This is a genomic window from Pontimicrobium sp. IMCC45349 (assembly GCF_047219225.1).
GTDB lineage: Bacteria > Bacteroidota > Bacteroidia > Flavobacteriales > Flavobacteriaceae > IMCC45349.
The window spans coordinates 1,870,790-1,883,776 of the sequence record NZ_CP178208.1 but is presented as its reverse complement, the minus strand read 5'-3'; the positions used below and the strand labels follow the sequence as shown (position 1 = coordinate 1,883,776).

13 protein-coding genes are annotated in these 12,987 nt (G+C 31.0%); 4 read left to right on the top strand and 9 right to left on the bottom strand.

From position 1 onward, the window contains the following. Positions 1-116: 116 nt before the first annotated feature. Genes ACLII3_RS08710 through rsgA form a run of 3 tightly spaced genes read right to left on the bottom strand, consistent with a single transcriptional unit; the run spans position 117 to position 2,034 of the window. Complete coding sequence (locus ACLII3_RS08710; RefSeq protein ID WP_412983845.1) at positions 117-635, bottom strand: metal-dependent hydrolase; 519 nt, start codon at positions 633-635, stop codon at positions 117-119. Continuing rightward, entirely contained in the window at positions 635-1,087 is a 453-nt protein-coding gene (dtd, locus tag ACLII3_RS08705) for a D-aminoacyl-tRNA deacylase (RefSeq protein WP_412983844.1), read from the bottom strand. The genes ACLII3_RS08710 and dtd overlap by 1 nt, the downstream gene beginning before the upstream one ends. Continuing rightward, complete coding sequence (gene rsgA / locus ACLII3_RS08700; protein ID WP_412983843.1) at positions 1,084-2,034, bottom strand: ribosome small subunit-dependent GTPase A; 951 nt, start codon at positions 2,032-2,034, stop codon at positions 1,084-1,086. The genes dtd and rsgA overlap by 4 nt, the downstream gene beginning before the upstream one ends. A 91-nt stretch (positions 2,035-2,125) precedes the next feature. On the opposite strand from rsgA, the gene ACLII3_RS08695 reads away from it, so the two are divergent. Further along, positions 2,126-2,581 carry a hypothetical protein gene (locus tag ACLII3_RS08695; RefSeq protein ID WP_412983842.1) on the top strand — a complete coding sequence of 152 codons (456 nt, stop codon included), beginning with the start codon at positions 2,126-2,128 and terminating at the stop codon, positions 2,579-2,581. 54 nt (positions 2,582-2,635) lie between these two features. Here the strand turns inward: ACLII3_RS08695 and ACLII3_RS08690 are convergent, their stop codons facing one another. From ACLII3_RS08690 to ACLII3_RS08675, 4 genes are read right to left on the bottom strand one after another with little or no spacing between them, the layout of a single operon-like run. Further along, positions 2,636-3,721 (bottom strand): chorismate mutase, encoded by a 1,086-nt coding sequence (locus ACLII3_RS08690; protein ID WP_412983841.1) that lies wholly within the window; start codon positions 3,719-3,721, stop codon positions 2,636-2,638. Positions 3,722-3,746: 25 nt separating this feature from the next. Further along, positions 3,747-4,598 carry a prephenate dehydrogenase gene (locus tag ACLII3_RS08685; protein WP_412987908.1) on the bottom strand — a complete coding sequence of 284 codons (852 nt, stop codon included), beginning with the start codon at positions 4,596-4,598 and terminating at the stop codon, positions 3,747-3,749. Next, positions 4,598-5,740, bottom strand: a complete 1,143-nt coding sequence (locus ACLII3_RS08680; protein ID WP_412983840.1) for a pyridoxal phosphate-dependent aminotransferase — start codon at positions 5,738-5,740, stop codon at positions 4,598-4,600. Before ACLII3_RS08680 ends, ACLII3_RS08685 begins: the two co-directional genes overlap by 1 nt. Beyond that, a complete protein-coding gene (locus ACLII3_RS08675) occupies positions 5,737-6,564 on the bottom strand; it encodes a prephenate dehydratase (protein WP_412983839.1) in 828 nt (275 codons plus the stop codon). Before ACLII3_RS08675 ends, ACLII3_RS08680 begins: the two co-directional genes overlap by 4 nt. Positions 6,565-6,850: 286 nt before the next feature. Between ACLII3_RS08675 and gldA the strand changes: the two genes are divergently transcribed. The 3 genes from gldA (at position 6,851) to ACLII3_RS08660 (ending at position 11,163) form a co-directional block, all read left to right on the top strand. Further along, on the top strand, positions 6,851-7,747 hold the full coding sequence (gene gldA, locus ACLII3_RS08670) for a gliding motility-associated ABC transporter ATP-binding subunit GldA (RefSeq protein WP_412983838.1): 897 nt from the start codon (positions 6,851-6,853) through the stop codon (positions 7,745-7,747). 134 nt (positions 7,748-7,881) lie between these two features. Then, on the top strand, positions 7,882-9,972 hold the full coding sequence (gene pta / locus ACLII3_RS08665) for a phosphate acetyltransferase (protein ID WP_412983837.1): 2,091 nt from the start codon (positions 7,882-7,884) through the stop codon (positions 9,970-9,972). Between the two features lie 3 nt (positions 9,973-9,975). Beyond that, positions 9,976-11,163 (top strand): acetate/propionate family kinase, encoded by a 1,188-nt coding sequence (locus ACLII3_RS08660; RefSeq protein ID WP_412983836.1) that lies wholly within the window; start codon positions 9,976-9,978, stop codon positions 11,161-11,163. Here the strand turns inward: ACLII3_RS08660 and ACLII3_RS08655 are convergent. Both ACLII3_RS08655 and ACLII3_RS08650 read right to left on the bottom strand, forming a co-directional pair. After that, positions 11,149-11,895 carry a head GIN domain-containing protein gene (locus ACLII3_RS08655; protein ID WP_412983835.1) on the bottom strand — a complete coding sequence of 249 codons (747 nt, stop codon included), beginning with the start codon at positions 11,893-11,895 and terminating at the stop codon, positions 11,149-11,151. The two genes, ACLII3_RS08660 and ACLII3_RS08655, sit on opposite strands and share 15 nt — an antisense overlap. After that, positions 11,895-12,986, bottom strand: coding sequence for an acyloxyacyl hydrolase (locus ACLII3_RS08650; protein WP_412983834.1), 1,092 nt, complete (start codon positions 12,984-12,986; stop codon positions 11,895-11,897). The genes ACLII3_RS08655 and ACLII3_RS08650 overlap by 1 nt, the downstream gene beginning before the upstream one ends. Between the last annotated feature and the right edge of the window lies 1 nt (position 12,987).

Sequence of the window (12,987 nt, the reverse complement as noted above, 5' to 3'; positions counted from 1 at the left end):
AATAAATATGCTCAGGATATTTTTAAATACCATATATTAAGTAGATTTTAATAAACGTTCAATTTAAGTAGTCTTAGGGGAAAATTAAATGACATTTATCATTCGTTATAAAACTATTATATTTTTATTTTTAAAACGAAAAATCTTATAACAAAGATAATTAAACAAGGAAATAAAATATACTTTATCTCACTTAATATTACACTAATTCCCCATTCAGAAAAAAAACGTTCTACTCCAATTGGAGATACTTTAATATCTCTAAAAGGAAAAAAGAAACGCTCATTATTAAAAGGAATTAAAAACCCTACTCCTTTTCCTCCTGATGTCATAGCATCTAAAACACCATGAGATATTGAAGATAAAAAAATTGTAAAAAACCAAAGTAGTTTATTTTGCCTTCCTAAAACAAACATTAACAAGAAAGCCCAAAGTATTGCAAACACTATTGAGTGTGTAAAACCTCTATGTCCTAAAGGGTGACTATAAGGAACTCCAAAATTAAATGCTAATACATCTATATCTGGTAAAATTGTAGAAATTACAGCAACTAAAATCAGCCATTTTGTGTTTTTATAATCTAAAACTTTGGTAATAGTAACACCTAAAATGGCATGCCCAAAAACTGACGCCATTATTCTTTGATTTTGGTATCTATAATTATTGTTACTGGCCCATCGTTTAACAGCTCTACCTTCATATCTGCTCCAAATTCCCCAGTTTGTACAGTTTTACCTAAATCATTTTGAAGTTGTTTAACAAATGCTTCATACATTGGAATAGCAATATTAGGTTTTGCTGCCTTTATATAACTAGGTCTATTTCCTTTTTTAGTACTTGCATGTAATGTAAATTGGCTAACTACAATAACATTACCATCTACTTGTAATAAGGATTCGTTCATGACATTATTAGCATCATTAAACACCCTAAGATTTATTATTTTATTTGAAAGCCATTTAATATCTTCTTGTGTGTCTTCATTTTCAACACCAAGTAGCACAAGCAATCCATTGCCTATATTTGCTACTTTTTCTCCTTCAATAGTTACACTTGCTTTAGAAACTCTTTGTATTACAGCTCTCATTGTTTATCATAATTATCAGTTCGATAATGCTCATCTTCACCTTCCAAAATCTGCAAATAACTTCTGTATCTAGAATAAGCTATTTCATCGTTATCTAAAGCTTCTTTTACTGCACATTTTGGTTCGTGTAAGTGCAGGCAGTTATTAAATTTACAATCTTGTTTCAATGCAAAAAACTCTGGAAAATAATCGCCAACCTCTTCCTTTTCCATATCAACAACTCCAAAGCCTTTTATTCCTGGTGTATCAATAATTTTTGCATCAAATGATAAATCAAACATTTCTGCGAATGTAGTGGTATGTTGTCCTTGTTGATGTTGTTCCGAAATTTCTTTGGTTTTCAAATCTAACTCTGGCTCAATAGCATTAACCAAAGTAGATTTACCAACTCCTGAATGCCCAGAAAACATACTTACTTTATCTACCATTAACTGTTTTACCTTATCTACGTTTTTTCCTGTAGCAGCAGAAATACCTATACACTCATAACCAATACTTCTATAAAGAGCTGCCAAAAACTTCACTTCTAAGAGCGTATCTTCATCATAAGTATCAATTTTATTAAACAACAAAACTGTTTTAATTGAATACGCTTCGGCTGACACCAAAAACCTATCAATAAAACTTGGAAAAGTGGGTGGATTGTTAATTGTAACTAACAAAAATACTTGGTCAATATTACTTGCAATAATATGTGTTTGCTTAGATAAGTTAACCGATTTTCTTACTATATAATTTTTTCGGTCTTGAATACGATTAATGACTCCTGTTTCTTCGTTGTTTTTTGTTTCCAATTCAAAATCTACATAATCACCTACAGCAATAGGATTAGTACTCTTAATCCCTTTGAGTCTAAATTTCCCTTTAATTCGGCATTGATATGTTTTACCGTTAAGTGTTTTTACGGTATACCAACTTCCTGTAGATTTGTAAACTAATCCTGTCATTAACTATATTCATTCTGAATTACAAATTAACAATTTTATAGTTAAGAAAAATAGTATATTCGATGCTTAATTTAAAAAAATCAACAACAACATGAAAAAAATTATTTTTGTTTTAGCTATTGCTTTATTCTCATTTATTGATGCTGGTGCTCAAGTAGAATACAAGATTATTACTAGCGTAGAATCAATTGTTCCTAATGGATTAGGTAGATCTCGACTAATTTCTACATCTGATGAAAGAAATTATAAAGATTTTACTTCTGAAAGAACTGATGATAAAGAAACTGATAAAAGAAACAAATCTAAAAGGGACGAAATTAGAGTTAAAAACTTTGAAGAAACAAAACTTCTAAACTTCTACAACTTAGGAGGAATTCGTTTTCAAAACATTGCTGCAAATGATGCTGTAGTGACTTCAAAAATAAACACTATGATTGAAGAAGGATGGGAATTAGCATTTGTTACTAGTGCTGTTGAAAGTGAAGGTGGAAAAGGTGATGGAAAAGGAATTTTTATTACACGTTACATCTTTAAAAGAGATAAATAATAATCTATCTTTTACTATATAAAAAAAGGCTCGCAAATTGCGAGCCTTTTTGTTTTAATTCCCTTTAAGGATTTTTTCTTGATGATTAATCGATTCTTGATGAATGGCCTTAAACATTCTAAGTACAAACTCTTCGCTTAAATTATTTTGTTCACCTTCTAAAATCATTTTTCCTAAAATTTCATTCCAACGCTTTGATTGCAATACTGCTACGTTTCTAGATTTTTTAAGTCGTCCAATGCCATCAGAAACCTTCATACGCTTACCTAACACTTCAATTAATTGATGGTCTATTACATCAATTTGTGTACGTAATTTGTTAAGCTCATTATTAAACTCTGCCTCATCATCGGTTTCTTTTCTAATCTTTAAATCTTCCATAATTTGCACTAATCTAGCTGGTGTTACTTGTTGCGCAGCATCACTCCAAGCATTATCTGGATTATGATGTGTTTCTACCATCAATCCATCATAATTTAAATCAAGTGCTGTTTGACATAAATCGAAAATAGTATCTCTACGTCCAGCTATATGCGATGGATCTAAAATAAGTGGTAAATCAGGAAAACGATTTTGTAAATCGACAGCTACCTGCCACTCTGGATTGTTACGATATCTCGTTTTTTCGTAAGTTGAAAATCCTCTATGAATAACTCCCAAATTTTTAACATCTGCTGTATAGAAACGTTCTACTGCTCCTAACCATAATGATAAATCTGGGTTTACAGGATTTTTAATAAGTACAGTTTTATCTGTTCCCTTAAGTGCATCAGCAATTTCTTGAACTATAAATGGACTCACTGTTGTTCTTGCTCCTATCCACAAAATATCTATATCGTGCTTTAAAGCTAAGTCTACATGATTTGCATTAGCAACTTCTGTAGTTGTTAGCATTCCTGTTTCTTCTTTGGCTTTTTGCATCCATTTTAGACCTAAAGCACCAACACCTTCAAAATTCCCAGGTCTAGTTCTAGGCTTCCAAATTCCTGCTCTAAAAACGGTTGCATCTGTATCCTTTAACTGATGCGCAATATCTAAAACTTGCTTTTCTGTTTCAGCACTACATGGTCCAGCAATTACCAATGGATGGTCTAACCCAAAATTATCTAACCATGTTCTTAATTCTTTTTTATTTTCCATGTCTATTATTTCTAGCTGTAATATTTTAATTTATTCCTTTTAATATTTGTTTAATATGATTTGTATCCTTCATTTCATTATGAATAGATTCAAAATCATCACGCTCCATTAACTCTTTAAATTGAGATAAGTTATTAATATATTCTTCTAATGTTTTTATAACATTTGTTTTATTTTGTTTAAAAATTGGCGTCCACATTTCTGGAGAGCTCTTTGCTAATCTTACTGTAGACTCAAATCCACTTCCAGCCATATCAAAAATATCTCTTTCATTCTTTTCTTTTTCAATAACTGTTTTCCCTAACATAAATGAACTAATATGTGACAAATGAGACACATAAGCTATGTGTTTATCATGTGCTTTTGGCTTCATATAGCGAATTCGCATACCAAGATCTCTAAACAAATCCAACGCTTTTTCTTGCAGTTTAAACGCAGTATCTTCAACCTCACAAATGATATTAGTTTTTCCTTTATACAATCCATGAATTGCTGCACTAGGCCCTGAAAATTCCGTTCCAGCTATAGGATGTGTCGCTAAAAAATTTCTACGTCTAGGATGGTTTTCAACTATCTTACAAATATCCTCTTTTGTTGAACCTACATCAATAACCAAAGTAGCATCTGAGATTGCATCAAGTATATTATTTAACTCTTGGACAGTTGCATCTACAGGAATTGAAACTACAACCAAGTCGGCATTTTTTAAATCTTCTATACTTGATTTTTTATCAATAACACCTAATTCAATTGCTTCTTCCAGATGTTTTTCATTTTTATCAACACCATAAATAACAGCATTCTTATTTAGTTCTTTTATATCTAAGGCTAAACTTCCGCCTATTAATCCCACTCCTATTATGTAAATATTATTCATCATATTCTTGCAATTGCTTCTTCAATATTTTCTGTTGATGCGCATAATGAAAACCTAATATATCCTTCTCCATTACTACCAAAAACGGTTCCTGGAGTAATAAAAATATGATTGTTTTTTAAAATTAAATCTATGTATTCTTCTGCTTCAACATAAGGCGGTAACTTTGCCCACACAAATAATCCTACTGCATTTTTATCATAAGTACAATTGAGTTTATCAGCAAGCTCCCAAATTAGTTTTCGTCTTTCTTCATAAACATTATTTAAACTCAAATACCATAAAGCCGAGCATTTTAGCGCTTCAACTGCTCCTTTTTGGATACCATAAAACATACCAGAATCCATATTACTTTTTACTTTTAGTATATTACTAATCTGCTTTCCGTCACCAACAATCATTCCTACACGCCAACCAGACATATTAAATGTTTTACTAAGCGAATTTAGCTCTATACAGACATCTTTGGCTCCTTTTACCTTTAAGATACTTCTAGGTGTTGTATTAAGAATAAAACTATATGGATTATCATTTACAATTAAAATATTATTACGTTTTGCAAATGCCACTAGTTCTTCAAAAAACTTATAATCTGCCACTGCTCCAGTTGGCATGTGCGGATAACTAATCCACATTATTTTTACTTTGGTCAAGTCTGTTTTTTCAAGCTCAATAATATTAGGCAACCAATTATTTTCTTCATCTAAATTGTACATAATTGGTTTTGCGCCTAATAACTTTGTTACAGAACTATATGTTGGATATCCTGGGTTTGGTATTAAAACTTCATCCCCTTGATTAAGGTAAGCCATAGAAATATGCATTATGCCTTCTTTACTCCCCATTAATGGTAGTATTTCTGTTGACGGACTTAAATGAACTCCATAATGTTCTCTATAAAATCCTGCCATAGCATCTCTTAATTCGGGAATACCTTGATAACTTTGATAACTATGAGCAGTTGCATCCTCTAAGCTACCAACCATAGCATTTATTACTCTTTGAGGTGGTTGCATATCTGGGCTTCCAACACCTAAATTAATTATTGGCTTTCCACTTGCTTTTAATAAGTTTACTTCTCTTAACTTCTTAGAAAAGTAGTATTCTTCTACTGTTTGCAACCTATTAGCTACTTCAATCATAACTTTGCATTTTTATATTCTCCTAGTACTTTAAAATCTTGTGCCATTATGTTAATAATTGACTTTGCTTTATTAAAATCTTTGTAATCATCAAAAGTCACATCTACAAAAAAAGCATACTTCCAAGGCGTTTCAATTTTTGGTAAGGATTGAATTTTCGTTAAGTTCAACTTACAATCACTCATCACGTTTAACATTGCAGCTAAACTGCCTCTTTTATGATTTAGCTCAAATTTTATTGAGGCTTTGTTTATTTCTTCATAAGGAAACTCATGATTTTCTCTTTTAACAATTACAAATCGAGTTTCGTTATGCTTAATAGTTTGTATACTTGATGCTAAAATTTCTAGTTCAAAAATATCAGCTGCCAAAACACTTGCAATTGCTGCGATTCCCTTTGTTTGTTTTAAATGAATTCGTTGTGCTACTTCAGCAGTATCTTTATCTTCAATTAACTTGATATGTGGATATTGCTTGAAAAACGTTTTACATTGCAATAATGCCATTGGGTGCGAATAAACTTCTTTAATATCTTGAATTGACTGCCCTTTCAATGCCATTAAATTATGTTGAATATCTAAATAATGTTCGCCAACAATATGTAAGTTATTATTATCTATTAAAGCATAATTAGGTATTATCGATCCCGCTATAGAGTTTTCGATAGCCATAATTACTGCTTCAGTTTCCTTATCAATTAAACTTGACACTACGCTATCAAATGTCAAACACTCTTTTACAGCTATTGTATTATTAAAGTATTCATTTGATACTATATGATGAAATGATCCTGCGACTCCTTGTATTGCTACTGAATTTATCATGTAAAAAAAAAGTCCCGATTTACATCGAGACTTATATTAAAAATTTATATCTATAAATTACACATACAACGCCTCGTTTCTTCTGCTAAAAAAGAAATAAAACCAGTTAAAATATGTGTAAGTTGTTGTTACCATTATGTTTATTGATGCGGCTAATGTAAATAATATTTTTACAAAACAAAATACTAAGACTGTTTTTTTAAAGTTTTACTAAAAGTTTTAAAGATTATTAAGTAATTCTATGTTTAAATTATTTAATGTTTATTTTTGATTAAACTTTTTCATCATGTCTATAAAGGTAGAACAACTTACTAAAGTTTACGGAACACAAAAGGCACTTAACAATGTATCTTTTGAAGTTAATAATCCTGAAATTGTTGGTTTTTTAGGTCCAAATGGTGCTGGAAAATCAACCATGATGAAAATTTTAACTACTTACTTAGAAGCTACAAGTGGAAATGCACAAGTTAATGGTCATGATGTTAAAAGTAGTACCAAAGAAGTTCAACAAAGTGTAGGTTATTTACCAGAACATAACCCTTTGTACTTAGACATGTTTATTAAAGAGTACTTAAAATTTAATGCTAGTGTATATAATATAGATAAGTCAAGAATTAATGAAGTTATTGAACTTACTGGCTTAACTCCTGAAGTACACAAAAAAATAGGGCAACTCTCTAAAGGATATCGTCAACGTGTTGGATTAGCAAATGCTTTATTGCACAATCCAGAAGTTTTAATATTAGACGAGCCTACAACAGGATTAGACCCTAATCAACTAGTAGATATTAGAACTTTAATTAAAAACGTTGGTAAAGAAAAAACAGTATTTCTATCTACACATATTATGCAAGAAGTTGAAGCCATGTGTGATCGCGTTATTATTATTAATAAAGGTGAAATAGTTGCAGACAAAAAGCTCAGCGAACTTCGAGAAGGGAAAGTACAAACTGTAATTGTTGAATTTGATTATCGTGTTGAAGATGCTTTTCTAAAAAAATTACCTAAAGTTAAGCATGTAGAAAACACCTATGGTTTTGTATACGAAATTGCTTTTGACACCCAAGAAGACATGCGCTCACATGTATTTGATTTTGCTCATGACAACAATTTAAAAATCCTTCAGTTAAATCAGAAAAACGCAAGTTTAGAAGCTCTTTTTAGAGAACTAACTGCGAATTAACAAAAGCGTATTATTTTACTGTTTTTATTGGAGTTTTGATAAAAAACCACTCGTATTTTTACATAAAAAAAGGTCACCTACAGCTCTGAAAAACAGCAGAATCAGTTATCTTTGCATGGTAATAAAACACTACTATGAGTAAAGGAATTTATGTTGCTACAATAGAGCCAAATAGCGGTAAATCTATTGTAGTTCTTGGCTTAATGCGCATGCTTTTAGGTAAGACTGCAAAAGTAGGATACTTTAGACCTATTATTGGAGATAAAGAAAATGGCGAATTAGACAATCATATCAATACAGTATTATCTCATTTCGAACTAGATATTAATTATAAAAAAGCATATGCTTTTACTAGGTCTGAGGTTTTACATAAATACAATCAAGGTAAATCTGGAGAAGTAATTGATGAAATCATCAAAAAATATAAAGATTTAGAAGAGCGCTTTGATTATGTACTTGTGGAAGGCACTGATTTTTCGGACGAGAGCTCAATAATAGAGCTAGATATTAACATATTGGTTTCTAAAAATTTAGGACTACCTGTTATAATGGTAACTCATGGTGAAGCTAAACCAAATAATGAGCTTGTTGATAGTATACAATTAGCATATGATACTTTTAAAGAAGAAGTAGATGTATTATCGATAATGGTTAACAAAGTTGATGATGACAACATTTCTTCATTAAAAGATGCACTTCAAGAACGTATAAATAATGATACAGATATAAGTGTTATTCCTAAAATTCAAAACCTTTCAAATCCTACTATAAAAGAGATAGTAACAGCTTTAGATGGTCAAATACTTTTAGGTAAGGAGTTAATCAATAATCAAACTGATAATTTTGGAGTTGGTGCAATGCAACTACGTAATTATCTAACACACTTAAAAGATAATACACTAGTAATTACGCCTGGTGATAGAGCCGATTTAATCCTTGGGGCGTTACAAGCAAATATTTCTAAGAATTACCCAAAAATTTCAGGAATAGTATTAACAGGTGGTTTAGTACCAGAACCTCCAATATTAAAACTTATAGAAGGACTTTCTAGCATTGTTCCAATAGTAAGTGTTCCTGGAGGTACATTTAATGTTACCAATAGTATTGGAGCAATAAAGTCAAAAATATATGCAGATAACACTAAAAAAATAAACACTTCGATTACCACATTTGAAAAGCATGTAGATACCGATAAATTATCAGAAAAACTTATCACTTTTGAATCGGATATTTTCACACCACGTATGTTTCAATATAACTTGTTACAACGTGCTTTAAAAAACAAAAAACATATTGTACTTCCAGAAGGAAATGATGATCGTGTATTAAAAGCAACAGCTAGACTTATACAAACCAATGTTGTAGATATTACTTTGATTGGTGACGAAGAAAAAATAAGAAACCGTGTTGAAAAGCTTGACATTCAATTAAACTTCAACAAAATAAGCATTGTGTCTCCTACACAATCACCACATTTTGAAGACTACGCCAATACACTTTATGAATTAAGAAAGCATAAAAATGTAAACTTAGCAATGGCTAAAGATATGATGGCAGATGTATCTTACTTTGGTACCATGATGATATATAAAGGTCATGCTGACGGTATGGTTTCTGGAGCAGCTCATACCACTCAACATACTTTACGTCCAGCACTTCAATTTATTAAAACTAAACCTGGAGTAAATATAGTATCTTCAATATTCTTTATGTGTTTAGAAGATCGTGTTTCTATTTTTGGAGACTGTGCTATTAACCCAAATCCAAATGCTGAACAATTAGCTGAAATAGCTATATCATCAGCAAAATCTGCTCAAAGTTTTGGTATAGAACCTAAAGTAGCAATGCTATCGTACTCGTCTGGAAGTTCTGGAAAAGGTGAAGATGTTGATATTGTAAGAAATGCTACAGAAATAGTTAAGAATATTGAACCAACTTTAAAAATTGAAGGTCCTATACAATATGATGCTGCTGTTGATATGCGAGTAGGAAAAAGTAAGTTACCAAACTCTGAAGTCGCTGGACAAGCAAGTGTTTTAATTTTTCCTGATTTAAATACTGGAAACAACACATATAAAGCAGTACAAAGAGAAACTGGTGCTTTAGCAATTGGACCTATGCTACAAGGGTTAAACAAACCAGTAAACGATTTAAGTAGAGGTTGTACTGTTGATGATATTTATAGTACAGTAATAATAACAGCTATTCAAGCTCAAGGATTATAATTTATGCAAGTATTAGTTTTAAACTCAGGGAGTTCATCTATAAAGTTTCAACTTTTTAAAATGCCAGAAGCTACTATTTTATGCTCTGGACTTATTGAACGTATTGGTTTTGAAGATGCTAAATTCACTTTTAAAACTAATGGCAATAAGCTTGAAACAATTACTTCTATTTTAAATCATAACCAAGGATTAACACTTTTAGCTAAACAGCTTTTAAATAAAGAAACTGGTGTTATTAGCTCTCCTCATGATATAAAAATAGTTGGACATAGAGTGGTCCATGGAGGACAGCATTTTACCTCTACTACAGAAATCACACCTGAAGTAAAAGCTAAAATTAAAGAACTCTCAACTTTAGCACCTTTGCATAATCCTGCTAATTTAGAAGGTATCAATGTTGCTGAAACAATTTTTTCTAGTGCTAAACAAGTGGCTGTTTTTGATACAGCTTTCCACCAATCAATACCAGAAAAGGCTTACAAGTATGCTATTCCAAATTCGTTTTTAGAAAACAATAGCATCCGTTTATATGGTTTTCATGGTACAAGCCATAAATATGTTTCTGAAAAAGCCATTGCGTATTTAAACAAACCAAATTCTAAAATCATTACTATTCATTTAGGAAATGGTTGTAGTATGACTGCGGTAAATAATGGTAAAAGTGTAGACCACACCTTAGGGTTTGCTCCTATGAATGGTTTGATTATGGGAACACGTTCTGGAGATATTGATCCTGCTATTATTTTTCATTTAGTAAATTCTTTAGATTACACTCTAGAAGAAGTAAACACTTTGCTACAAAAAGAAAGTGGTATGTTAGGGTTAACAGGTTATAGTGATTTACGTGAAATTGAAGCTGAAGCAGAAAAAGGCAATGAACAATGCCAACTAGCTCTAGAAATGAATGCTTATCGTATTAAAAAGTATATTGGTAGTTATGCTGCTATTTTAAACGGCTTAGACGCTATAGTATTCACAGCTGGGATAGGCGAAAATTCTAATACCATGAGAGCTCTTACTTGCAAAGAGTTAGACTATTTAGGTATTTCTTTAGATTTAGATAAAAACAGCGAACGCTCAGATAATATTAGAGAAATACAAAGTGATGCTTCTAAAGTAAAAGTATTAGTTATTCCTACTAATGAAGAGTTAGAAATTGCAAAACAATCGGTTGCCTTAATTAAAAATTAACTGTCCAGTATACAACTCTTGTACGTCTATTATTGGAGGTTCATTTACAGCTATAACATTACCTGTTCCTTTTAGCTCACCTTCAATAGATTGCTGTGGATTTACAATAATATCATTACTAGCACGATGTTCAATTTCCACATGTTGTGCTACTAAGCTTGCACCTTCAAAGCGTCCAGTACCTGAGAAAAAACCAACTTTTAAATTTTCAGTCTCACCTACAATATAAAACGATGATATATTATTAGATACAACTTCAAAATCATCTATCTCAATATGAAGTCTAAAATCGCCAACTGTAAAACTTTCTGGAGCATTAAAGTCTTCAGACAATAACTTTAATCTATCATAACTTAATACACCATCCGACGAAATATCAAACTGTGTAGAACTTCTAATTTCCTTAATATTTGGAGCTGTAACATACACCTTTGTAATACCATAATCACGTACATAATTACAGTTATTATTATCGGTTAATTGCAGCTCGTTATTTATAACTACAACATCTACATCGTTAATAAGATTTTCTCCAGTTTCTACTAGTACATCGTAGTTATTACCTTCTTTTAAAATAAGCTCTACATCACGATTTACTAATATTTTTTCAAAATTAGCAACCTCAACTGTTTGCTGAATTATGCTTCCTGAAGTTTGAAAACAATCAGATGCATCCTTGCTATCACAAGCAAAAATCAAACAACTTAATACTATATAAATTAGTTTTCTCATTATAATCTTATTCCAACTCCAAGTTCTACTGCTTCTGCTTTAGCTGCATGTGATTTTAAAGTTAAAGCAGCAAACCATTTATCATTAAAGTAGCGTTTTAATCCAATACGCTGGTAGGTTTGTCCTTCAAAATCGTATGGGTAATATACATAATAACCCAATTGTGCAATGATAGACATTTTATTAATAAACAACTCATGTCCAGCAAAAATACCAACTCGCTTATAATCGGTATCTGGATCTATATTTCTATCAGGATATACAATTGAATCATGATAAATTAGTTCTTTTAAAAAGTTTGAAAAAAACACATCAACACCTAGTTGCAATGCACTTTTACTATTTATTCTCTTATCTGCATATGCTGAAAAAATATAAAACGCATATTGCCCACTACCTACTATATCGCTTTCATTAATACCACTTCTAAATGCTAAATTATATCTTATTTTTTCGGTAAACTTTTCCTTAGTAATATCATTAATATATTCAGAATCTTCAGCATCTAAATTATAAGTAACTCCTAAATTTACAGTCATGGAATTAATACTTGTATTAGGTGCTTTAACATTGGCGTTTGAGTAATGTATTAAAGATAATCCTGCTTGTAAACCAAACCTATCAAAAATGCGTTCTTTCTTATAATTAAGCATTACATAGGTACTGCTCATAAACTTAGATCCAAACGCAATGTTTTTATGATTATCTTTTTTATGATAAGGATTGGTTGTAAAAGCAAACCCTTGACCAACACGAAACATTAAATTACGTTTGAAAAAATAAAAATTATAATGTCCATAAATGGAGTAATTATTACCAAGCACATCATTTTTTAAATCTTGATAAGCCAAAGACACTCCATAATCTGGATAATTATAACGTTGCTCCCAAGCTTTGTTTCCAAAGGTTTTTTTGTTCCAGCTAACAATTACACCTTCAGGATGTCCTTTAATTAAATGAAGAATATCATCATTATGCAAAGCTATGTTTCCGCTAAAATAATTTACATCGAAGTAAGAATCACTTTGAGTATCTTGTGCAATAACAAGCATACTCATTAGAGACAATAAGCAGGTAAAAAAATACTTCATA

Excerpts from the sequence above, each read along its gene's own strand:
- pta (WP_412983837.1), top strand. The coding sequence starts at position 7,882 with ATGAGTAAAGGAATTTATGTTGCTACAATAGAGCCAAATAGCGGTAAA.
- ACLII3_RS08695 (WP_412983842.1), top strand. The coding sequence starts at position 2,126 with ATGAAAAAAATTATTTTTGTTTTAGCTATTGCTTTATTCTCATTTATT.
- ACLII3_RS08650 (WP_412983834.1), bottom strand. The coding sequence starts at position 12,986 with ATGAAGTATTTTTTTACCTGCTTATTGTCTCTAATGAGTATGCTTGTT.
- gldA (WP_412983838.1), top strand. The coding sequence starts at position 6,851 with ATGTCTATAAAGGTAGAACAACTTACTAAAGTTTACGGAACACAAAAG.
- ACLII3_RS08675 (WP_412983839.1), bottom strand. The coding sequence starts at position 6,564 with ATGATAAATTCAGTAGCAATACAAGGAGTCGCAGGATCATTTCATCAT.
- ACLII3_RS08680 (WP_412983840.1), bottom strand. The coding sequence starts at position 5,740 with ATGATTGAAGTAGCTAATAGGTTGCAAACAGTAGAAGAATACTACTTT.
- ACLII3_RS08685 (WP_412987908.1), bottom strand. The coding sequence starts at position 4,598 with ATGAATAATATTTACATAATAGGAGTGGGATTAATAGGCGGAAGTTTA.
- dtd (WP_412983844.1), bottom strand. The coding sequence starts at position 1,087 with ATGAGAGCTGTAATACAAAGAGTTTCTAAAGCAAGTGTAACTATTGAA.
- ACLII3_RS08710 (WP_412983845.1), bottom strand. The coding sequence starts at position 635 with ATGGCGTCAGTTTTTGGGCATGCCATTTTAGGTGTTACTATTACCAAA.
- rsgA (WP_412983843.1), bottom strand. The coding sequence starts at position 2,034 with ATGACAGGATTAGTTTACAAATCTACAGGAAGTTGGTATACCGTAAAA.
- ACLII3_RS08655 (WP_412983835.1), bottom strand. The coding sequence starts at position 11,895 with ATGAGAAAACTAATTTATATAGTATTAAGTTGTTTGATTTTTGCTTGT.
- ACLII3_RS08690 (WP_412983841.1), bottom strand. The coding sequence starts at position 3,721 with ATGGAAAATAAAAAAGAATTAAGAACATGGTTAGATAATTTTGGGTTA.
- ACLII3_RS08660 (WP_412983836.1), top strand. The coding sequence starts at position 9,976 with ATGCAAGTATTAGTTTTAAACTCAGGGAGTTCATCTATAAAGTTTCAA.